The sequence below is a fragment of the Streptomyces sp. NPDC032091 genome, from assembly GCF_055580265.1.
In genome coordinates this window covers 302,499-322,068 of record NZ_JBVILR010000003.1, presented here as the reverse complement: position 1 = coordinate 322,068, position 19,570 = coordinate 302,499, and the positions used below count along the sequence as shown (strand labels likewise).

Here is a 19,570-nt window from a genome sequence, read left to right as displayed (position 1 = left end):
GTGTCACACCTTTCGGAAAAGGACATCCGCATGCGTTACGCAGTTCTCGGCACCGGCATCGTCGGCCGTACGGTGGCCGCCCGCCTCGCCTCCCTGGGCCACGAGGTGGTCATCGGCACCCGCGACCCGCGCGCCACCCTCGACCGGGCGGAGTACGCCGAGTGGCAGGAGGCCCACCCGACGATCGGCCTCGCCGCCTTCCCGGAGGCCGCACGGCACGGGGAGACGCTGGTCAACGCCACCGGCGGACGGGTCAGCGTCGAGGCGCTGACCGAGGCCGACGCCGCCCACCTCGACGGCAAGGTCCTGATCGACATCGCGAACCCGCTGGACTTCTCCCACGGCTTCCCGCCGCGCCTGGACCCGGTCGACGACGACAGCCTCGGCGAGCTGATCCAGCGCACCTTCCCGCAGCTGCGGGTGGTCAAGACCCTCAACACCATGAACTGCCAGATCATGGTCGACCCCGCCCGCGTCCCCGGCGACCACACCGTCTTCCTCTCCGGGGACGACGCCGACGCGAAGAAGGCCGTCCACGACCTGCTGAGCTCCTTCGGCTGGCCGGACCGGTCGGTCATCGACCTCGGCGGCATCGAGACCGCGCGCGGTACGGAGATGCTCCTGCCGGTGTGGCTGCGCCTGATGAACGCCCTGGGGCACGCGGACTTCAACTTCCACATCCAGACGGCCCGCCCCTCCGCCTGACCCCGCCCTCCCTGCCCCGCCTGCCCGCACGGACGGGGGCGCAGATGTTGCCGCGCCCCCGACCCGTGCGGAGGGTGGGGGGTGACGGAGGGAGCCGCGGATGAGAGTCATGCTCAGGGCCCACCTGGACACCGCCGCCAGCAACGAGGCCATCAAGACCGGGGCCCTGGTCCAGGCCATGAGGAAGTTCATGGAGAGGGTCCGGCCCGAGGCCGCCTACTTCGGCCTCCACGAGGGCGTGCGCTCCTGCTGGATCGTCTTCGACCTCCAGGACAGCGCCCAGGCGCCGCTGCTGACCTGGGACCTGTTCAGCCGCTTCCACGCCGAGGTCGAGATCACCCCGGTCACGACGGGGGAGGAGCTCGCCGAGATCCTCTCCGAGGTCCGCACCCTCGCCTAGGCCCCGGCCCCGGCCCGGCCCCCGGCCCGCGGCCGGGCCCGTCCGCCCGCGGTCGCCGCCAGGACCGCCGAGGCGGCCGCCGCCGCGCAGGACACGGCGAACGCCGCGCGGTAGCCGTACGCGGCGGCCAGGGGTCCGGCCACCGCAGCGGCCAGGGCCTGGCCGACGATCAGGCCGCTGCCCGCCACCGTCATCGCCTCGCCCAGCCGCGGCGCAGGCCCCGTCCGCTCCACCAGCCCGAACAGGGCGATCAGGTGCGGGGCCACCGCGAGCCCGATCCCCGCGACGGCCGCCGCCGCCCCCCACAGCCCGGACACCGCGAGCAGGGGCAGGGTCAGCGCCGCCTGGAGCCCGATCGTCCACCGCAGCCGCGCCACCAGGTCCGCCGTACCGGGCCGGGCCACCGTCACGCATCCGGCGACCGAGCTGGTCACCGCCATCGCCGCCCACACCAGCCCGGCGGCCCCGCCCTGCCCCAGGGACTTCGCCAGCGCGTTGACCCCCGTGTTGGCCCCGCTCCACGCGGCCCCCTGGAGCACGGCCATCGCGCACAGCAGGGCCAGCCCCGGCGACCACAGCCGTACGCCGGCCCGCGCGCCCTGCGCCCCGAGCGGCCCGGGCGCGCTCGGGTGCAGGGCGAACAGGGTCCCGAACACCAGGATCAGGACGGCCGCCAGGACCAGCGCCGAGGCCGGGTGCACGGCCACCGCGAGGATCCCCGCCAGCGCGGGCCCCACCATGAACGAGGCCTCGTCGAGGGTGGTGTCGAAGGACAGCGCCGACCCCAGCAGGGCCCGGTCCGGGCCGGCCAGCCGCGCCCAGCGGGCCCGCGCCAGCGGCCCCACCTGCGGGACGGTCAGCCCGGCCGCGACGGCCAGACCGATCCACGCGGCCAGCGGCAGCCCGCCCAGGACGGCGGCGACCAGCAGCGCCAGCACGGCGCCGTTCGCGGCGCAGGCCGCCAGCAGGACGGGGCGGTGGCCGCGCCGGTCCGCGAGCCGGCCGATCACCGGCCCGCCCAGGGCCTGGCCCAGCCAGAGGGCGGCGGCGACGCCGCCGGCGTCGCCGATGCCGTCGCGCTCGTTGATCAGCAGCAGCGTCCCGATCGGGCAGAGCGCGGCGGGGAGCCGGGCGAGGAACGCGTACAGGGGCAGGGCGGTCCCGCCGAGGGCGAACACCCCGCGGAATCCGGCCGCGGGAACCGCCGCGGAGCCGGTGGCCGGCCCGGAGCGGGGCCCGCCACCGGGCCCGGTCTTCGATACGGACATGGGGCAACCTCCAGCCGCACGCCGACCCTCCCGTGTCTCCGGCGCGCGTCGTTGCCCGTTGCCGCAGACGCTAGCCTCGCGATCCCGTCCCGGGAACCCCCCTGCGGGGGCCGGCCGGGCCCGGATACGCGGAAGGCCCCGGTCCGCTCTCGCGAACCGGGGCCTTCCCACAGGGTGAGTGACGGGACTTGAACCCGCGGCCACCTGGACCACAACCAGGTGCTCTACCAACTGAGCTACACCCACCACGTCCGGTCGTGGACGACCGGCTCGAAGAAAAGGGTACAGGGTCCGGGAGGGTGCTCGCTCCCCCCTTTCCCCGTACCCCTTCCGGCGGCGCCGCGGGCGGTCCTACTCGCCGGCGACCACGTGCTTGGCGGCGATGGCCTTGGCCGTGTCCGAGTCCGGCCCGGGCTGCGGGACGAAGACCGCCTCCCGGTAGTACCGCAGCTCGGCGATGGACTCCTTGATGTCCGCGAGCGCCCGGTGGTTGCCGTTCTTCGGCGGGCTGTTGAAGTACGCCCGCGGGTACCAGCGGCGCGCCAGCTCCTTGACCGAGGACACGTCCACGATCCGGTAGTGCAGGTGGGCCTCCAGCGCCGGCATGTCGCGCGAGAGGAAGCCGCGGTCGGTGCCGACGGAGTTCCCGCACAGCGGAGCCTTGCGCGGCTCCTTGACGTGCTCGCGCACGTACGCCAGGACCTGCGCCTCCGCGTCGGCCAGGGTCGTGCCGCCGGCCAGCTCGTCGAGCAGGCCGGAGGCGGTGTGCATCTCGCGCACCACGTCCGGCATGTTCTCCAGGGCCGCGTCCGGCGGGCGGATCACGATGTCCACGCCTTCGCCGAGCACGTTGAGCTCCGAGTCGGTGACCAGCGCGGCCACCTCGATAAGTGCGTCGTCCGTCAACGAGAGCCCGGTCATCTCGCAGTCGATCCACACCATGCGATCGTTCATGCGCCCCACCTTATGCCGAAGGCCCCCCGCCGTGGTGTCCGGCTGATGCGGGAGGCCTTCGTCATGCGTCTTCCGGGTTCCGCGGCTACGCGTGCTCGCGCAGCACCCGGCCCGGGGCGTACAGCTCCGTCACGCTCGGACCGGAGGCGGCCAGGGCCGCCGCGGCCCGCTGGGGCTGCGGGGTGCGCTGGTGCGGCAGCGAGGTCCCCGACATCTCCGAGACCGGGGAGACGTCGCTGCCCTGCGGCCGGCGCGCCCGGTAGGCGGAGCGGTAGGCGGCCGGGGAGGACCCCAGCTGCCGGCGGAAGTGACCGCGCAGGGCGACCGGGGAGCGGAAGCCGCAGCGTCCGGCGACCTCGTCGACCGAGTAGTCGGAGGTCTCCAGCAGCCGCTGCGCCTGGAGCACCCGCTGGGTGATCAGCCACTGGAGCGGCGCGCTGCCGGTGAGCGAGCGGAACCGCCGGTCGAAGGTGCGCCGGCTCATGTAGGCGCGGGCGGCCAGCGTCTCCACGTCGAACTGCTCGTGGAGGTGCTCCAGCGCCCAGGCCACGACCTCGGCGAGCGGGTCGGCGCCGATCTCCTCGGGCAGCGACCGGTCGAGGTAGCGCTCCTGGCCGCCGGTGCGGCGCGGCGGGACGACGAGCCGGCGGGCCAGTGCCCCGGCCGCCTCGCTGCCGTGGTCCGTGCGCACGATGTGCAGGCACAGGTCGATTCCGGCCGCGGTGCCGGCGGACGTCAGCACGTCGCCGTCGTCGACGAACAGCTCGCGCGGGTCGACGTGGACGGACGGGTAGCGCTTGGCCAGCGTCGGCGCGTACATCCAGTGCGTCGTCGCGGGCCGGCCGTCGAGCAGCCCGGCGGCGGCGAGTACGAACGCCCCCGTGCACAGGCCGACGATCCGGGCGCCCTCCTCGTGCGCCAGCCGCAGGGCGTCGAGCGCCTCCGGCGGCGGCGGGGAGGTGATGGAGCGCCACGCCGGGACGACGACCGTGCCCGCGCGGGCGATGGCCTCCAGCCCGTACGGCGCGCTCAGTTCGAGTCCGCCGGTGGTCCGCAGCGGACCGTCCTCCCCGGCGCACACGAGCAGTCGGTAGCGCGGCACTCCGGCGTCCTGGCGGTCGATGCCGAACACGGACAGCGGAATGGAACTCTCGAAGATCGGGCCGCCGCTGAACAGCAGCACGGCGACGATCTCTCTGCGGCGACGCCCCGCGAGCTTCCTGCCCGCGTCGGCGATGACTGCGGTGGAATCCTGGCTCATGGCGCTAAGCCCCCCTTGGGTGTCGCGACTCCTTGGTCTGGTCGCACCTGCACGTTTCCCCTCGGCCTTGCACGTGGATCCCCCGCCGTAAATACATGATCGAATCTACTGCGTCCCGTGGTGTCGGCGTGACAAGTTCAGCACGCACCGCTATGTCGACTTGGCAACTTGGCGAAAAGCATTCGATCAGGAAGCGTTCCACTCCGCTACCCGTACGGGAACCTCACGATCCGGTCGTGGCCAGTACCCATGGGGTGTTTTCGCCCCCTTCGCTCTGTCGTCGCTGGTGGTAGGGGGGTTGGGGGGACATTCCGGCAAGGGCAGCGTCCAGTCCGGAAGTTGGCCGAAAACAGCCGGGTGTGTACGTGCGAATCGGTCAGTCGTGAGGGGAGTGGCCGGGGGATCCGTGGCACCCGCGGTGCGTACCGGCCCCGCTGCGGGAGTGCCGGCCGCGGTGCCCGTGCGGAAGCGGATCCTCCGACAGGATCCGGGCGGCGGCCCGCCCGGTCTTCTCCGAGTGCCGCAGCAGCACCCGGCAGGCGGCCGTGACGGCGGCCAGCCCCAGGGTCGTCACGGCGGCCCCGCCGTACGAGGTCCCGTAGACCACCAGCACGACGGGCACGAGCAGGCAGCTGAAGACGGCCCAGCGCACCACGTCACCCGCGGGATCGTCATGCTGCCCGCCCGAGGGGGGCCGCACGGACGGGTGAAGGCGGGAGCGGGCCGGCGGCTGGAGCGGAGGGTGTGCGGATGGGGCGGACTGTGCCGGCTGAGCGGGCTGGACGGGCGGGACGGGGTGAACCGGATGGCCGGGCACGGCGTACTCCCTGCGGGCTCTTCCTGGACGGTCGGACGCCTGTCCAACGCCCGCGCGCAGGTCCCGGTCACTGCGCGCACGGGTGGCGCGAGGGTCTTCCGTCACTGGCTGTAGGGGCCAGCGGCCATTGCCAAGGTGGCTCCGCTCCGGCATGCTCCCTTGGACGCTCTCCAAGGGCGGCATGCCCTGTGCAGGACGGGAGTGTCGCCGTACCCTGGTGGGTAAGGGCTTGGAAAGATGCTTCCAGGACAGACCTCCGTCACGCAGCGTCGCCGAAAGGCCCGCCTCGTCGTCAGAAAGCCCGAGTCGCCGAAACCGCCCCTGTCGCTTCCCCCGAGGACTTTTCGCCGAGACATCCATGGCCGGTCACGAATTCTTCGAACCCGCGGACCGCAAGCGCAAGCACCATCTCGCCGATTCCGTATCGAGCGACCTGCGCGCGGTGGAACAGACACGCCTTCCCTGCGACCCGGCCTTCCGGCACGGAGTGGTGGTGGGCTTCGACGGCTCCACGTCCAGTGAGCGCGCCCTCGCCTACGCGATCGGCATGGCCCGGCGTTCCGGATCCGGCCTGATCATCGTGCACGTGGCGAACCGGCTCCCCACCACCGTCTGGGCCGGCTGCGAGCCACCGGTCTTCGTGGACGTGCCGGACCACCGCACCGAGGTGCTGGGCCTGGAACTCGCCTGCGCGGACTACCTCGCCGAGGTGCCGTGGATCCTGGTCGAGCGGGGCGGGGACATCTGCCACGAGCTGGAGGAGGTCGGCCGGGAGTACTCGGCGGACGCCATCGTGGTGGGTTCCACCCACGGCATCGTCGGCCGGATCTTCGGCTCGGTCGCGGGCCGTCTGGCCAAGCGCGCGCAGCGACCGGTCGTTGTCATTCCGTGACCGTGTGTATTCCGGTTGTGCGGTTGTGAACCCGTGTAAAGGGTAGATAAGTGCTGCTGGGACGCAGCAACAACTGCAGATCGAAGGGAGCCCGCCGTGGACAATGGTGTCTCTGCGGGAAGCACGGCCTCGACCTCGACCCTGGGGAACATCGCCCTGGGTCTCACCCTTCTCGCGTTCGGTATCGGCCACACCGGCGTCCTCTCCGGTGTCACCGCTGCCAACTCCGTGTCGCTCGCGATGTACGTCGGCGGCGCGGCCCTCTTCCTCCTCGGCCTCCTGGAATACCGGGGCGGCAACGGGTTCAATGGCACCGCCTTCGCGGGCCTCGGCGTCTTCTGGTTCACCTGGGCCAAGGGCGCGGGCGCCTCGGTGTCCGGCGAGGCGGCCGGAACGTTTCTGGTCCTCTTCGCGATGCTCGCGCTGACCCTCACGCTCGCCGCCGCGAGCGGTCTGTTCGGGCAGGGCGTCTACGGTCTGCTCACCCTCTCCCTCCTGCTCCTGGCGATAGCCTCGTTCGCGGACAGCGCGAGCCTGGCCAAGGCGGGCGGCTGGGTCGCGGCCGTGTCCGGGCTGCTGGCCTGGTACGGGGCGACCGCCGCACTCGCCCACTGGCCCCTGGCCCTCGGCAAGGCGTCCGGGCGGGGCGCGGTAGCGGCGGGCTGAAGGCCGCCCGCACCGCGGGCACAACGGACAGGGGCGCCACCGGAGTTACCGGTGGCGCCCCTGTCGCGTACCGCGGACGGTGCCGCGGCGGGTCCTACTCGACCGTGACCGACTTCGCCAGGTTGCGCGGCTTGTCGATGTCCCGGCCCAGGGCCAGGGCGGTGTGGTACGCCAGCAGCTGGAGCGGGATGCCCATCAGGATCGGGTCCAGCTCGTCCTCGTTCTTCGGGACGAGGATCGTGTGGTCGGCCTTCTCCTGCATCCGGTGGGCGACCGCCAGGATCCGGCCGCTGCGGGCCTTGATCTCCTCCAGCGCCGCGCGGTTCTTCTCCAGCAGGTCGTCGTCCGGGACGATCGCGACCGTCGGCATCGCCGGCTCGATGAGCGCGAGCGGGCCGTGCTTGAGCTCGGAGGCCGGGTAGGCCTCGGCGTGGATGTAGGAGATCTCCTTCAGCTTGAGGGAGGCCTCCAGGGCCACCGGGTAGCCGCGCACCCGGCCGATGAACATCATCGACTTGGCCTCGGCGTACTCGGCCGCCAGCTTCTTGATGTCCTCCTCGCCCTCCAGGATCTCCTGGATCTGGCCGGGGAGCTTGCGCAGGCCCTCGATGATCCGCTTGCCGTCGGCGACGGACAGGTCGCGGATGCGGCCCAGGTGCAGGGCGAGCAGGGCGAAGGCGGTGACGGTGTTCGTGAAGCACTTGGTGGACACGACGCAGACCTCGGGGCCGGCGTGCACGTACACGCCGCCGTCGGCCTCACGGGCGATGGCGGAGCCCACCACGTTGACCACGCCGAGGACGCGGGCGCCCTTGCGCTTGAGCTCCTGGACCGCCGCGAGCACGTCGTAGGTCTCACCGGACTGGGAGACGGCGACGTAGAGGGTGTCGGGGTCCACGACCGGGTTGCGGTAGCGGAACTCGGACGCCGGCTCGGCGTCGGCGGGGATGCGGGCGAGGCTCTCGATGAGGCCGGCGCCGATCATGCCCGCGTGGTACGAGGTGCCGCAGCCGAGGATCTTGACCCGGCGGATGCCGCGCGCCTCGCGCGGGTCCAGGTTCAGGCCGCCCAGGTGCACGGTGGAGAAGCGGTCGTCGATCCGGCCGCGCAGCACGCGGTCGACCGCGTCGGGCTGCTCGGAGATCTCCTTGTGCATGTACGTCTCGTGGCCGCCCATGTCGTAGGAGGCGGCCTCCCACTCCACGGTCTCGGGCGTGGCGGTGGTCGTCGTACCGCTCGTGGTGTACGTGCGGAAGTCGTCGGCCTTGAGGGTGGCCATCTCGCCGTCGTCGAGGGTGACGACCTGGCGGGTGTGGGCGACGAGCGCGGCGACGTCCGAGGCGACGAACATCTCCTTCTCGCCGATGCCGAGGACCACCGGGGAGCCGTTGCGGGCCACGACGATGCGGTCGGCGAAGTCGGCGTGCATGACAGCGATGCCGTACGTGCCCTCGACGACCTTGAGCGCCTCGCGGACCTTCTCCTCCAGGGTGACGGCCTGGGAACGGGCGATCAGGTGGACGAGCACCTCGGTGTCGGTCTCGGAGACGAAGACGACACCGTCGGCCTCCAGCTTGGCGCGGAGCTCGGCGGCGTTGTCGACGATGCCGTTGTGGACGACCGCGACCTTGTTCTCGGCGTCCAGGTGCGGGTGCGAGTTGATGTCGCTCGGCGCGCCGTGGGTGGCCCAGCGGGTGTGGGCGATGCCGGTGGTGCCGGCGAAGCGCTTGGGGACGCGGGACTCCAGCTCGCGGACCCGGCCCTTGGCCTTGACGACCTTCAGGGCGGCCGACTTCGGGCTGTTGACGACGATGCCCGCCGAGTCGTAGCCGCGGTATTCGAGCCGCTGGAGGCCTTCCAGCAGCAGTGGTGCCACGTCGCGCTTGCCGATGTAACCGACGATTCCGCACATACGGTGTTGCCCCTCCTGAAGTTCGGTGTCCGTGCCCGGACGCGTACCGGCCCCGTGCGGGCCCTGTCCCCGGCCGGGACGATGCGGCGTCTCAGCCGTAGACGATGCGGCGCAGCTGCCGGAGCGAGAGCTCCGGCGGCGCCACGGCGCGGTGCGGCAGTTCCGCCGCGATCCGCTCGAAGATCTCCGCGTTGACCGCTCCGCCGGACTGCAGCTCCCGGTGGCGGCGACGGACGAACTCCTCGGTCGTCTCGTCGAAGTACGCGAGCACGTCGAGCACCACCCGGGCGGCCTCGCCGCGCTGCAGCGCGGTGGTGCGTACCAGGTGGTCGACGAGTTCGTCATGGGACGGTCGGCGGTCGAGCACCAGTAGATATTGACGGGCCAGGGGCAGAAACGCAAAGATCCTGCCCGGAATCGGGCAGGATCATGCTGGTCTGGACCAAGGAATAGGTGATTCCGGTCTCGTTTGGCTAGAAACCACCCAAAATGGCGGCCTTCGCCGCCGAGAACTCGTCCGCCGTGAGGACCCCGCTCTGGTGCAGTTCCCCCAGCTCGCGCAGCCGCCGCAGCAGGGTGTCGTGGTCCGCCGGCTCGCCCGCCAGCGCCGGGGCCGCGTCCGCCAGGGGGAGGGCCGCGGGGGCCTCCGCCGATGCCGCCGGGGCGGCCGGGTGGGGCATCCGCACCGCCACCGCCGCCGCGACCAGCGCCATCAGCGGGTCCTTCTTGAAACCGAAGAGCTCCACCGCGCAGGGGTCGTACTTGGGCGCGGGCGCCGGCGGGGCACCCGTCAGGGTGAACCGCAGCCAGCCGTTCTCCAGCCCCTTCGACGGGGCCCACTCCACCGCCCGCACGTCCGCGACCCGGAACTCGCGCGGGCCGCCCGAGGACTTCGCGTCCTCGGTGGTCCAGTTCCAGTCCAGCACCACCCGGTCCCCGTCGAAGGAGGCCGTCCCGTCCCCCGCGGCGACCGCGATCGGCACCGCCGGGCCCGGCAGCAGGTACGCGGCCGAGGGGCCGGGGTCGACGCCGTCCAGCAGCAGCGCGTTGCGCACCTCGTCCACGAAGTACTCCGCCACCCCGGCCCGGTCCGCCTCCACGGTCAGCCGGTAGGGGTCCGAGGACTCCGGCAGCCGGCCGCCCGTCACCTGGAGCAGCGGGTCCGCCCCGTCGCGCAGCCGCAGCCGCAGCCGGCCGGACTTGCGGCCCGGCTCGTAACTGATCCCCCCGACCGCGCGCAGCGGCACGACGACCTCACCGAGCTGCTGCCGCAGCAGCCCCACCCCCTTGTCGCGGCCCGGCACGATGCGCACCGCGTCCCCGTCGAAGGTCCACGTACCGTCCTTCTGGATGATTTCCGCCATCCGGGCATTCTCCCACCGGTATGTGGGGCCCGGGCGGGGGCCGTTGGGCCTATACCTGGGCGCATGAGAGTCCTGCGCCGCACCCTCGGCACCCTCGGCACCCTCGTGGCCCTCGCCGCCTCCTCCGCCTGCACCGCCGCGCACGGCGACGACGCCAAACCGGCCGCCTCCGCCGTCCTCACCCCCTACGAGCGGCTGCTGCCGGCCCCGTCCTCGGTGCGGGCCCAGGGGCCCGGGTACGCCTTCGGGGCGGGCACGGTCATCCGGACCGGCGGCCCCGGCACGCCGGAGGAGGTCCGGCGGATCGGCGAGCTCCTCGCGGAGCAGCTGCGCGGGCCGACCGGACTGCCGCTGCCGGTGGCGGACGGGCCGGGCGGCCCCGGCGACGGCGGTGGCGACGGCGACGGGGTGCGGCTGCGCCTCGACGGCGCGGCGCGGGAACTGGGCGAGGAGGGCTACCGGCTCCTGACCACCCCCACGGGCGTCCTCCTCACCGCCCGCACCCCGGCCGGCCTCTTCCACGCGGGCCAGACGCTGCGGCAGCTGCTGCCGGTGCGGGGCGCGGGGACGGTCCCGGGCGGCACGGTGACCGACACCCCGCGCTTCGCCTACCGCGGCGCCATGATCGACATCGCCCGCCACCACTTCCCGGTGGAGCAGGCGAAGCGCTACGTCGACCAGCTCGCCCAGTACAAGATCAACACCCTGCACGTGCACCTCACCGACGACCAGGGCTGGCGGATCGCCGTCGACTCCTGGCCCCGCCTCGCCGAGTACGGCGGCGCGAGCGAGGTCGGCGGCGGGCCCGGCGGCTCCTGGTCCAAGGACGACTACCGCGAGCTGGTCGCCTACGCGGCGGACCGCTACGTCACCCTCGTCCCGGAGATCGACATGCCGGGCCACGTCAACGCCGCCCAGGCCGCCTACGGGGAGCTGACCTGCGACGGCAAGGCCCCCGCCCGCTACACCGGCGTCAAGGTCGGCTTCAGCTCCCTGTGCGTGGGCAAGGAGCGCACGTACGCGTTCGTCGACGACGTCCTCGGCGAGATCGCCGCCCTCACTCCCGGCCCCTACCTCCACATCGGCGGCGACGAGGCCCACTCCACCCCGGCGGCGGACTACGCGGCGTTCATGGACCGCGCCCAGGCGGTGGTGGCCCGGCACGGCAAGACGGTGATGGCCTGGCACCAGCTCGCCTCCGCCCGCCCGGCACCGGGCGCGGTCCTCCAGTACTGGGGCCACGACCGGACCCCGGCCGCGGAGAAGGCGGCGGTCGCGGCGGCGGCCAGGGCCGGCCACCGCGTGGTCCTCTCCCCGGCGGACCACGCCTACCTCGACATGAAGTACGACCGGCGGACCGGCCCGGGCCTGGCCTGGGCCGGCTACGTCCCCGCCGAGCGCGCCTACGCCTGGGACCCCGGCTCCTACCTCCCCGACGTCCCCGCGTCCGCGGTCCTGGGCGTGGAGGCCCCCCTGTGGACGGAGACCATCTCCACCCGCACCGACTGGGAACTGATGGCCTTCCCCCGCCTCCTCAGCCTGGCGGAACTCGCCTGGTCCCCGTCCACCACCCTGAACTGGCCCGCCCACCGCCAACGCCTCGCCGCCCAGGGCCCCCGCCTGGACGCCCAGGACATCACGTACTACCGGGCCCCGGAGATCCCCTGGCCGTAGCCGGCGGCCCCCAGTGCGTCGCGGGATCGTGCGACGATCTGTCCGGTTGAGGTACCGGAGCGACGCCGCTCCCTGGTTTCGAAGGTGCGTGGTGATGGCTGCGCTGGTTTGTTTCCGCAAGGTCTCCGAGGGGCCTGATGTGGTCTCGTATGAATTCGGGGACGACTTCGATTCCCTGTCGCGGAGCCTGACGATGCAGAAGGGCCGCGTAGCGGCGGTCGCCGACGACGGCGTTGTGGACTACACCTTCCTGAAGGCATCGAGGAAGATCAACGCGATGTACGCCGAATCCGGTGAGTGGCCCGAGCGAGGCATGGGCGTCAGCTGACCTCCGGGTGGCGTCCAGGGCCGTTCAAGATAGTGCCGTCAGGAATCAGAGATGCTCACGTTGAACGAGGCCGTCGAGGCGGCCAGGCCTTTTGTCGAGCGGGCGTACGCGGCCGAGTCGTGGACACCGGTGATGCGACCGGAGCTCAGCCGGGAGCACGAGGTGGCCTGGATCGTCAGGGTTGATACTCAGGAGGGCATCGACAAGGGCGATTCGTGGGTGGGGTTCCTGGCGAACGTGGTGCTGGTGCCCAAGGACGGGACGGAGGTCCGGTTCCCCCCGACCCACTTGCCACTGGACGAGTACCTCGCCTACGCGCGCCACGGGGGCTGGGAGACGGCCGGAACGGCGAAGACGGTGAAGGCCTTGCCGTGGCAGCGGGCGCTGCAGTGGCTACTCGATACGTACCGTGGGCTCGTCGAGCTGGTGGGCATCGAACCGGTCGCCGAGGACGCCGGTACGTGGCTGTTCGCCTGCCGGACCATCGCGCAGCCGGGATATCCGCGAACGCCGATGCTCGCTGCGTCGGTCGTCGTACCCAAGTCTCCGGGACGGCCTTTCCACCCTGCCTCCAACGATCCATGGGGGGATGTGGCCGCCTACATGAGGGCTCCTGCCAAGAGGGACCCTGAAGTGGAGGCGCGGCGGCTCAACTCGCGCGGGTGTGTCGTCACCGTCGCCGGGATGATCGCCGGGGCGCCGTCGTCGCCGTTGCCGTGGCAGCCCGCGCACGAGGCGCCCGGGTGGTGGGAGCTGTTGCTGCGGCGGTACTTCCCGGCGGCCGAGGAATTGCGGTGCGCGAGCTGGGACGAGGTGGTCCGGCGGGCCCAGGAGACGGGGCCGGACACGCAGGGCGTGGTGTGGGTGCGGCGGGCGATCGGAGGGACCGAGGTCAGCGGGCACCTGGTGTACGCGCACAACAACCAGGTCAGCGTGGCCTTCCTGGACGGTATGACCGGCGGGCTGGCGCGACTGGACACCGTCGGGGTGCTGGAGCTGGTCTTCGCCCGGTTCCGGCCCGGGGCGACGCAGTCCGCCGGGGATTTCGGGGCAGCCCGGCTCAAGGCCGAGGAGTAGCTGCGCCGGACCTACGAGGAGCCCGTCGAGCTGGTGGCGCCGGACCCGGCGGACAACCCACGCCCGCGCCGGGGGCGGCCGGCTGGTTCGGCGGGACGATGGCCCGGCTGGGGTCCGTCCTGCAGGTGTCCGAGTTCCCCACCGTCAGGGACGGTGTGCGGGCGCTTGCCGAGCTGCCGCCCGGCGGCCGTGCCCTGGTGTGGGTGCGCCGGCTGGACGGGCGGGGCCGCGAGGCCACGGGCCTGCTGCTGACGGGGCTGCGCTCGACAGACGGCCACATCGGGCTCTTGGACGGCTCCGCCGAGCGGTTCACCGCCCTTGACGGCCTCGGGGAGGCCGGGGTCCGGGGGCGCGGTGTGGGAGGGGCGGTGGGGCCTCGTACGCTTCGGCCATGTTTCCCGGTAGATCCATGGCCCTGCTCATCGGTGCGTCCCTCCTGGTCAGCGGTTGTTCGCTCGCGCCCGCGCCCGCGCCGTCGTCGACGCCGACGTCCTCCGGCCAGCCCGCCGGGCGGATGAGTGCGGCCGATCTGCAGGGGCGTTGGTGGAGTTGGGCGGCTTCGAGTACCAGTGACGCGAACCCCGTCTCCGATCCGGACGGGCACCTCTGCGCGAAGGGGCAGAAGGACGGGGTGTGGTTCCTGGCGGGGACCTTCGGGGGGAGTGCGCAGCGCGCGTGCACGGTGCCGGCGGGGGTGCCGGTGGCCTTCCCCCTGGTGAACAGCTTCGGCGAATCGGCCGACTGCGCCGCGTTCATGGCCTCGGCGCAGGGGAGGGCCACCCTTGACGGGCGGGAAGTGCAGGCCGAACGGTTCGAGGCGACGCCGGTGCAGATCACGGCCGTCGAAGGCAACCCCGTCGTGCAGGGCGGGGGGCGGGTGCGGACCAAGGCCTGCGGGCTCTGGGTGCAGTTGGAACGCCTGGCGGCCGGGAGTCACACCGTGGGGATCCGGGGGGCGTCGGGGTCGTTCGCCGTCTCCGTGGATTACCGGCTCCAGGTCTCCGGCGGATGAGACGACCGCCGGGGCGGGCGCGGCTTTCGAGGGACCGTGTCGAAGCCGTGCCCGCCCCGGCGGGGGCCGTCAGCGCCGGGCGAAGGGCGCGACGGGGTTTTTGAGGGTGCCGATCAGCTGCAGGGCCGCCGACGGGTCCGCGAGGTCGACCATCTGCTGGTTGTTGCGCAGCTGGAGGCGGTTGAGGCAGGACAGCTGGAAGTCGGGCGCGAACAGGTCGTAGCGGGCGAAGCGGTCCGCCAGGGCGGGGTGGGACTGCTGGTAGTCGTGGGCGCAGTCCGCGACCGCCCGCCAGAACGTCGCTTCGTCGCAGATGCCCTCCGTGACGAGGATGGCGTTCAGGAAGCGGAAGAAGCAGTCGAAGACGTCCGTGAAGATCGACAGGAGCTTCATGTCCTCGGGGATGTCGGCCCGGATGCGCTCGACCGCCGGCGGGAGGACCGCGTCCGGGTCCATGACGACGATCTCCTCGGCGATGTCCTTGAAGATCGCCCGCTGGACCACCCCGTCCCTGATCACCAGGATCGTGTTCTCGCCGTGCGGCATGTAGGCGAGGTCGTACTGGTAGAAGCAGTGCAGGAGGGGCAGGAGGTAGGCGCGGAGGTAGGGCTTCAGCCACTGCGCCGGGGTGAGGCCCGATTCGGCGATGAGGGCGCCGGCGAAGGACGCGCCGTCCTCGTCCACGTGGAGGAGCGAGGCCATCGTGGCCAGGTGCTCGCCGTCGCGCAGGGAGTTCACCGGGGACTCGCGCCACAGGGCGGCCAGCATCTTGCGGTACGGGGAGTAGCGGTCCGTCGCGCGTTCGTACTGGCGGTGGTGGTAGCCGATCGCCGCGCGCTCGCGGATGATCGAGAAGTCGACGGAGCGGAGGGTCTCGTCGCCCTCGATCAGCTGGTGCAGCCAGTCGTTGATGGCCGGGGTGGCCTCCATGTAGGCCGCCGACAGGCCGCGCATGAAGCCCATGTTGAGGACGGAGATGGCCGTCTTCACGTAGTGCTTCGTGGGGGTGGTGGTGTTGAAGAACGTGCGGATCGACTGCTGCGCGAGGTAGGCGTCCTCGCCCTCGCCGAGCAGGACCAGGCGGCGGTTCGCGATCTCGGCGGCGAAGGTGACCGTCGTCTTGTTCCACCACTGCCAGGGGTGCACGGGGAAGTAGTGGTAGTCGGCCGGGTCGAGGCCGAGGGCGGTGAGTTTCGCCGCGAAGCCGGCGAGCGCCGCCTCGCCCAGCTCCTCGCGCATAAACGTGTCGTGGTCCAGGCCCGCGCCCGCCGTGAAGGTGGAGACGTCCTTGTGGGCCGCCGCCCAGATGAGGTGGACCGGGTTCGCGGTCTCCGGGGCGTACGCGCGGTACTCGTGCACGCCGAAGCCCAGGCGGCCGTTGTTGGCGACGAAGCAGGGGTGGCCCTCGGTCATGCCGGTCTCGATGTCCTGGAACGAGGACTTCGCGAGGACCGCGGACGGGGTCTGCGGCTTGGTGTACTTGTAGCCGGTGCCGGCCAGGGTGGAGGAGATCTCCTCCAGGTAGACGGGGAGGACCTCCGCGCTGAGGCCGAGGGTGTCCCGGAGCTCTATGTGGAAGTCCAGGGCGTCGAGGGGGAGCTCGGTGCCGGTGCCGGTGCCGGTGCCGGTGCCGTGGCGGGTGATGGACGCCGCGTCCACCGACCAGTGGTCGAGGGCGTGGAGGGTCGCGCGGAAGCGGTACTCGACCGTGCCGTCGTCGGAGGGGACGCGGTAGCGGTCCTCGCCGAGGGGCTCCGGGGTCAGCAGGCGTTCGTGGGAGAACTCCGCGAGGGCCTTGCGGACCAGGGCGCGGTTGGCGCGGGCCCACAGCTCCGGGGTGAGGTGGGCGATGTCGGCGGAGAGGTTCATATCGAGACCCCGGTGGTGAGGGCGGTGGCCGCCTCGAACTGGGCGCGGGTGCAGAAGCTGAGGAGGGCTTCCTTCTCCGGCTTGGTGACGGGGCCTTCGGCCACGAAGCCGACGGCCTCGTTGAGGGCGTGGACGGCGGTGTTGCGGACGTCCGGCTCGACCACGACGCGCTCGGTGGCGGGGTCGGCGAAGAGGGCCGCCATGACGGTGGTGATGACGGCGCGGGTGAAGCCCGGCAGCGGGGTGTCGGTCGGGGCGACCAGGAAGTGCATGCCCACGTCGCCCGGCTGCGCGTCGTACAGGCCGACGAGCTCCAGGCGCGCGGGGTCGTAGCTCTCCATCAGGAAGGCCGGGCGGTCCTCGTGGAAGCCGAGGAAGGCCTGGTGGTGCTCGTGCGCGGTGATGCGCACGTACTCGCGCTCCACGTCCGGGAGGGTGGCGTCCTGCATCATCCAGAACGCGGCCTTGGGGTGGGTGACCCAGGTGTGGAGCAGCTCCGCGTCCGAGAAGGGGTCCAGGGGCCTCAGGGAGAAGGCGCCGAGGGCGGGGTCGGTGCGGGTGAAGAGGGTCTCGGTGGTGCTCATGCGTGGGTGCCTTCCGGGGCCGCGAACTGCTGGAACGCGATGGACTTCTCGACCTTGTAGTACTCGCGGCCGAGGAGCTCTCCGACGATGTACGCGTTGCGGTACGCGGCCATGCCCAGGTCGGGCGAGGTGAGGGAGTGGTTGTGGGTGGTGCCGTTCTGGAGGTAGACCCCGCGGCCCGTGACGTCGACGGCGTAGTTGCGGCCGGCGTCGAGGCGGCCGTGGCCGTCGAAGTTCAGGCGGTCGCGGACGGGGGCCAGGAACTCCGGGACGCGGTACTTGTAGCCGGTGGCGAGGACCAGGCCCTCGGTGGTGAGGGAGAAGTCCCGTTCCTGCTCCTCCTGACGCAGGCCCAGGGTGTACGTGCCGGTGGTGGTGTCGTACGCCGTGCTGTTCAGGGAGGTGTTGGTGAGCAGGGTGGTGGGGACCGGGCCCGGCATGGTGATCTTCTTCTGGTAGAGCAGGTCGAAGATGGCGTTGATCAGGTCGCCGTCGATGCCCTTGAAGAGGTTCTTCTGCCGGTTCTCCAGCCGGTAGCGGGTCTCCTCGGGGAGGGCGTGGAAGTAGTCCACGTACTCCGGCGAGGTCATCTCCAGGGTGAGCTTGGTGTATTCGAGGGGGAAGAAGCGCGGGGAGCGGGTCACCCAGTCGAGCCGGTAGCCGTGGACGTCGATCTCGGTGAGGAGGTCGTAGTAGATCTCGGCGGCGCTCTGGCCCGAGCCGATCAGGGTGATCGACTTCTTCTTCTGGAGGGCTTCCTTGTGCTCCATGTAGGCGGAGTTGTGGAGGAAGTCGCCGCCGAGGTCCTCGCAGGCGGCGGGGACGTGCGGCGGGGTGCCGGTGCCGAGGACCAGGCGGCGGGCCAGGAACGTTTCGCCGCGGTCCGTGTGCACCTCGTAGAGGCCGGCGCCCTCGTCGTAGGAGACCTCGGTGACGGAGGCGGAGTAGCGGACGTTGTCGAGCCGGTCGGCGGCCCAGCGGCAGTAGTCGTTGTACTCGGCGCGCAGCGGGTAGAAGTTCTCCCGGATGTAGAAGGAGTACAGCCGGTCCCTGTCCTTCAGGTAGTTCAGGAAGGAGAAGGGTGAGGTCGGGTCGGCGAGCGTGACCAGGTCCGACATGAACGGCGTCTGGAGGTGGGCGCCGTCGAGGAACATCCCGGCGTGCCACTCGAAGTGCGGCTTGGACTCGATGAACAGGCCGTTCAGCTCGTCGATCGGCGCCGTCAGGCAGGCCAGACCCAGGTTGAAGGGACCCAGGCCGATGCCGATGAAGTCGTAGGGCTCAGTGGTGGACGGCAAGGGACTCTCCCAGGAACTGCTCGGCGTGTGCGGCGACGAGGTCGAGGACGGCGGTGATGTCGGCCGTCGTGGTCTGCGGGTTGAGGAGGGTGAACTTCAGGTACTGCTTCCCGTCGACCTTGGTGCCGGCGACGACGGCCTCGCCGGAGGCGAACAGGGCCTTGCGGGCGTGCAGCTGGGCCTCGTCGAGGAGGTCGGCGCGCGGGCCGTCGCCGGCGCCGTCGGGAGCGGGGACGTAGCGGAAGACCAGGGTGGAGAGCTGCGGTGCGACGACCACCTCGAAGCGGGGGTCGGCGTCGAGGATCTCCCAGCCGGCGGCGGCGAGGTCGACGACCTCGTCGAAGAGCGAGCCGACGCCGTCGGCGCCCATGATGCGCAGGGTCATCCAGAGCTTGAGGGCGTCGAAGCGGCGGGTGGTCTGGATGGACTTGTCGACCTGGTTGGGGATCCGCTCCTCGGCCATGCGGCGCGGGTTGAGGTAGTCCGCGTGGTACGTGGCGTGCCGCAGGGTGTCGCGGTCGCGGACCAGCACCGCGCTGGAACTCACGGGCTGGAAGAAGGACTTGTGGTAGTCGACGGTCACCGAGTCGGCGTGCTCGATGCCGTCGAGGAGGTGCCGGCGGGTGGGGGAGACCAGCAGTCCACAGCCGTAGGCGGCGTCCACGTGCATCCACGCGGAGTGCTCGGAGGCCAGGCGGGCGATCTCGGGGAGCGGGTCGATGGACCCGAAGTCGGTGGTGCCGGCGGTGGCGACGACGGCCATGGGGAAGAGGCCCTCGGCGGCGCACTCCTCCAGCTCCAGGGCGAGCACGGAGGTGTCCATGCGGCGGTGGCGGTCGACGGGGACGCAGATGACGGCCTCGTAGCCCAGGCCGAGCATGGCGGCCGACTTCTGCACGCTGAAGTGGCTGGCCTCGGAGGTGAAGATGCGCAGTTTCGGGAGGAGTTCGGCCTTGGTGAGCTCGGTTCCGCCGTCCAGGGCGCGCTTCATGACGATCCGGCAGGCCTCGTCCCGGGCGAGGAGCAGCGCGTGGAAGTTGGACTGGCTGCCACCGGAGGTGAAGACGCCGTCCGCGCCCTCGCCGAGGCCGATGCGGCGGGCGGTCCAGTCGATCAGGCGGCGCTCGATGAGCGTGCCGCCGATGGACTGGTCCCAGGTGTCGAGGGAGGAGTTGACGGCCGACAGAACGGCTTCGCCGACCACCGCGGGGATGACGACCGGGCAGTTGAGGTGGCCCAGGTAGCGCGGGTGGTGGAAGTAGACCGCGTCGCGCAGGTAGACGTCCTCCAGCTCGTCGAGGGCGGCGGCCGCGTCGCCCAGCGGGCGGTCCAGGTCGATGCCGTCGATGACCGGGGCGAGTTCGTCCACGGAGATGCCGGTGTGGGGGCGTCGCGTGGCCGCGAGTTTGGCGGCGACGCGGTCGACGCCCTCGGTGACGGTGCGCCGGTAGAGGTCCGCGGTCGTCTCGTTCAGCAGATGCGAGCGCAT

19 protein-coding genes and 1 tRNA gene are annotated in these 19,570 nt (G+C 71.8%); 8 read left to right on the top strand and 12 right to left on the bottom strand.

The genetic code is table 11. The annotated features are described in order from the left end of the window. Window positions 1–30: 30 nt before the first annotated feature. Window positions 31–705, top strand: coding sequence for an NADPH-dependent F420 reductase (locus tag ACZ5NJ_RS07215; protein ID WP_468763696.1), 675 nt, complete (start codon window positions 31–33; stop codon window positions 703–705). A 100-nt stretch (window positions 706–805) separates the two neighbouring features. Next, window positions 806–1,105: a DUF3303 family protein gene (locus ACZ5NJ_RS07210; RefSeq protein WP_468763694.1), complete on the top strand. Its 300-nt coding sequence runs from the start codon at window positions 806–808 to the stop codon at window positions 1,103–1,105. Here ACZ5NJ_RS07210 and ACZ5NJ_RS07205 read toward each other — a convergent pair. The 5 genes from ACZ5NJ_RS07205 to ACZ5NJ_RS07185 all read right to left on the bottom strand — a co-directional run bounded on the left by ACZ5NJ_RS07205 (window position 1,102) and on the right by ACZ5NJ_RS07185 (window position 5,243). Then, window positions 1,102–2,373, bottom strand: a complete 1,272-nt coding sequence (locus ACZ5NJ_RS07205; protein ID WP_468763692.1) for an MFS transporter — start codon at window positions 2,371–2,373, stop codon at window positions 1,102–1,104. The genes ACZ5NJ_RS07210 and ACZ5NJ_RS07205 overlap by 4 nt on opposite strands. Before the next feature lie 173 nt (window positions 2,374–2,546). Then, a tRNA-His gene (locus tag ACZ5NJ_RS07200) sits at window positions 2,547–2,619 on the bottom strand. A gap of 105 nt (window positions 2,620–2,724) precedes the next feature. After that, window positions 2,725–3,327, bottom strand: a complete 603-nt coding sequence (orn, locus tag ACZ5NJ_RS07195; protein WP_045946000.1) for an oligoribonuclease — start codon at window positions 3,325–3,327, stop codon at window positions 2,725–2,727. A gap of 85 nt (window positions 3,328–3,412) precedes the next feature. Further along, window positions 3,413–4,588 (bottom strand): helix-turn-helix domain-containing protein, encoded by a 1,176-nt coding sequence (locus ACZ5NJ_RS07190; RefSeq protein WP_468763688.1) that lies wholly within the window; start codon window positions 4,586–4,588, stop codon window positions 3,413–3,415. Window positions 4,589–4,964: 376 nt separating this feature from the next. Next, window positions 4,965–5,243, bottom strand: coding sequence for a hypothetical protein (locus ACZ5NJ_RS07185; RefSeq protein WP_468763686.1), 279 nt, complete (start codon window positions 5,241–5,243; stop codon window positions 4,965–4,967). A 520-nt stretch (window positions 5,244–5,763) separates the two neighbouring features. Between ACZ5NJ_RS07185 and ACZ5NJ_RS07180 the strand changes: the two genes are divergently transcribed. Together ACZ5NJ_RS07180 and ACZ5NJ_RS07175 are read left to right on the top strand one after the other, a co-directional pair. After that, window positions 5,764–6,297 carry a universal stress protein gene (locus ACZ5NJ_RS07180; protein WP_468763683.1) on the top strand — a complete coding sequence of 178 codons (534 nt, stop codon included), beginning with the start codon at window positions 5,764–5,766 and terminating at the stop codon, window positions 6,295–6,297. Window positions 6,298–6,393: 96 nt separating this feature from the next. Then, window positions 6,394–6,963, top strand: a complete 570-nt coding sequence (locus tag ACZ5NJ_RS07175; protein ID WP_468763681.1) for a GPR1/FUN34/YaaH family transporter — start codon at window positions 6,394–6,396, stop codon at window positions 6,961–6,963. 94 nt (window positions 6,964–7,057) lie between these two features. Here the strand turns inward: ACZ5NJ_RS07175 and glmS are convergent, their stop codons facing one another. From glmS to ACZ5NJ_RS07160, 3 genes are all read right to left on the bottom strand, one after another. Next, complete coding sequence (glmS, locus tag ACZ5NJ_RS07170; RefSeq protein WP_468763678.1) at window positions 7,058–8,875, bottom strand: glutamine--fructose-6-phosphate transaminase (isomerizing); 1,818 nt, start codon at window positions 8,873–8,875, stop codon at window positions 7,058–7,060. Window positions 8,876–8,966: 91 nt separating this feature from the next. After that, window positions 8,967–9,242 (bottom strand): hypothetical protein, encoded by a 276-nt coding sequence (locus ACZ5NJ_RS07165; RefSeq protein ID WP_079427144.1) that lies wholly within the window; start codon window positions 9,240–9,242, stop codon window positions 8,967–8,969. 106 nt (window positions 9,243–9,348) lie between these two features. Further along, complete coding sequence (locus ACZ5NJ_RS07160) at window positions 9,349–10,239, bottom strand: DUF4429 domain-containing protein (RefSeq protein ID WP_468763675.1); 891 nt, start codon at window positions 10,237–10,239, stop codon at window positions 9,349–9,351. 63 nt (window positions 10,240–10,302) lie between these two features. On the opposite strand from ACZ5NJ_RS07160, the gene ACZ5NJ_RS07155 reads away from it, so the two are divergent. From ACZ5NJ_RS07155 to ACZ5NJ_RS07140, 4 genes are all read left to right on the top strand, one after another. Then, window positions 10,303–11,913 carry a beta-N-acetylhexosaminidase gene (locus ACZ5NJ_RS07155; protein ID WP_468763673.1) on the top strand — a complete coding sequence of 537 codons (1,611 nt, stop codon included), beginning with the start codon at window positions 10,303–10,305 and terminating at the stop codon, window positions 11,911–11,913. Between the two features lie 94 nt (window positions 11,914–12,007). Beyond that, window positions 12,008–12,241 carry a hypothetical protein gene (locus ACZ5NJ_RS07150; protein WP_468763671.1) on the top strand — a complete coding sequence of 78 codons (234 nt, stop codon included), beginning with the start codon at window positions 12,008–12,010 and terminating at the stop codon, window positions 12,239–12,241. A 51-nt stretch (window positions 12,242–12,292) separates the two neighbouring features. Beyond that, window positions 12,293–13,318 carry a toxin glutamine deamidase domain-containing protein gene (locus tag ACZ5NJ_RS07145; RefSeq protein ID WP_468763669.1) on the top strand — a complete coding sequence of 342 codons (1,026 nt, stop codon included), beginning with the start codon at window positions 12,293–12,295 and terminating at the stop codon, window positions 13,316–13,318. A 409-nt stretch (window positions 13,319–13,727) separates the two neighbouring features. Next, on the top strand, window positions 13,728–14,330 hold the full coding sequence (locus ACZ5NJ_RS07140; protein WP_468763667.1) for a signal protein: 603 nt from the start codon (window positions 13,728–13,730) through the stop codon (window positions 14,328–14,330). Window positions 14,331–14,399: 69 nt separating this feature from the next. Here the strand turns inward: ACZ5NJ_RS07140 and ACZ5NJ_RS07135 are convergent, their stop codons facing one another. Genes ACZ5NJ_RS07135 through ACZ5NJ_RS07120 form a run of 4 tightly spaced genes read right to left on the bottom strand, consistent with a single transcriptional unit; the run spans window position 14,400 to window position 19,570 of the window. Then, window positions 14,400–16,199: an IucA/IucC family protein gene (locus tag ACZ5NJ_RS07135; RefSeq protein WP_468763665.1), complete on the bottom strand. Its 1,800-nt coding sequence runs from the start codon at window positions 16,197–16,199 to the stop codon at window positions 14,400–14,402. After that, entirely contained in the window at window positions 16,196–16,783 is a 588-nt protein-coding gene (locus ACZ5NJ_RS07130; protein ID WP_468763663.1) for a GNAT family N-acetyltransferase, read from the bottom strand. The genes ACZ5NJ_RS07135 and ACZ5NJ_RS07130 overlap by 4 nt, the downstream gene beginning before the upstream one ends. Beyond that, on the bottom strand, window positions 16,780–18,081 hold the full coding sequence (locus tag ACZ5NJ_RS07125) for a lysine N(6)-hydroxylase/L-ornithine N(5)-oxygenase family protein (protein WP_468763661.1): 1,302 nt from the start codon (window positions 18,079–18,081) through the stop codon (window positions 16,780–16,782). Before ACZ5NJ_RS07125 ends, ACZ5NJ_RS07130 begins: the two co-directional genes overlap by 4 nt. Beyond that, window positions 18,065–19,570, bottom strand: a complete 1,506-nt coding sequence (locus ACZ5NJ_RS07120) for a pyridoxal phosphate-dependent decarboxylase family protein (protein ID WP_468763659.1) — start codon at window positions 19,568–19,570, stop codon at window positions 18,065–18,067. The genes ACZ5NJ_RS07125 and ACZ5NJ_RS07120 overlap by 17 nt, the downstream gene beginning before the upstream one ends.

What these genes read in the sequence shown, in the direction of transcription:
- ACZ5NJ_RS07215 (WP_468763696.1), top strand. Translation starts at nt 31, where the DNA reads ATGCGTTACGCAGTTCTCGGCACCGGCATCGTCGGCCGTACGGTGGCC.
- ACZ5NJ_RS07210 (WP_468763694.1), top strand. Translation starts at nt 806, where the DNA reads ATGAGAGTCATGCTCAGGGCCCACCTGGACACCGCCGCCAGCAACGAG.
- ACZ5NJ_RS07205 (WP_468763692.1), bottom strand. Translation starts at nt 2,373, where the DNA reads ATGTCCGTATCGAAGACCGGGCCCGGTGGCGGGCCCCGCTCCGGGCCG.
- orn (WP_045946000.1), bottom strand. Translation starts at nt 3,327, where the DNA reads ATGAACGATCGCATGGTGTGGATCGACTGCGAGATGACCGGGCTCTCG.
- ACZ5NJ_RS07190 (WP_468763688.1), bottom strand. Translation starts at nt 4,588, where the DNA reads ATGAGCCAGGATTCCACCGCAGTCATCGCCGACGCGGGCAGGAAGCTC.
- ACZ5NJ_RS07180 (WP_468763683.1), top strand. Translation starts at nt 5,764, where the DNA reads ATGGCCGGTCACGAATTCTTCGAACCCGCGGACCGCAAGCGCAAGCAC.
- glmS (WP_468763678.1), bottom strand. Translation starts at nt 8,875, where the DNA reads ATGTGCGGAATCGTCGGTTACATCGGCAAGCGCGACGTGGCACCACTG.
- ACZ5NJ_RS07160 (WP_468763675.1), bottom strand. Translation starts at nt 10,239, where the DNA reads ATGGCGGAAATCATCCAGAAGGACGGTACGTGGACCTTCGACGGGGAC.
- ACZ5NJ_RS07155 (WP_468763673.1), top strand. Translation starts at nt 10,303, where the DNA reads ATGAGAGTCCTGCGCCGCACCCTCGGCACCCTCGGCACCCTCGTGGCC.
- ACZ5NJ_RS07150 (WP_468763671.1), top strand. Translation starts at nt 12,008, where the DNA reads ATGGCTGCGCTGGTTTGTTTCCGCAAGGTCTCCGAGGGGCCTGATGTG.
- ACZ5NJ_RS07145 (WP_468763669.1), top strand. Translation starts at nt 12,293, where the DNA reads ATGCTCACGTTGAACGAGGCCGTCGAGGCGGCCAGGCCTTTTGTCGAG.
- ACZ5NJ_RS07140 (WP_468763667.1), top strand. Translation starts at nt 13,728, where the DNA reads ATGGCCCTGCTCATCGGTGCGTCCCTCCTGGTCAGCGGTTGTTCGCTC.
- ACZ5NJ_RS07135 (WP_468763665.1), bottom strand. Translation starts at nt 16,199, where the DNA reads ATGAACCTCTCCGCCGACATCGCCCACCTCACCCCGGAGCTGTGGGCC.
- ACZ5NJ_RS07130 (WP_468763663.1), bottom strand. Translation starts at nt 16,783, where the DNA reads ATGAGCACCACCGAGACCCTCTTCACCCGCACCGACCCCGCCCTCGGC.
- ACZ5NJ_RS07120 (WP_468763659.1), bottom strand. Translation starts at nt 19,570, where the DNA reads ATGCGCTCGCATCTGCTGAACGAGACGACCGCGGACCTCTACCGGCGC.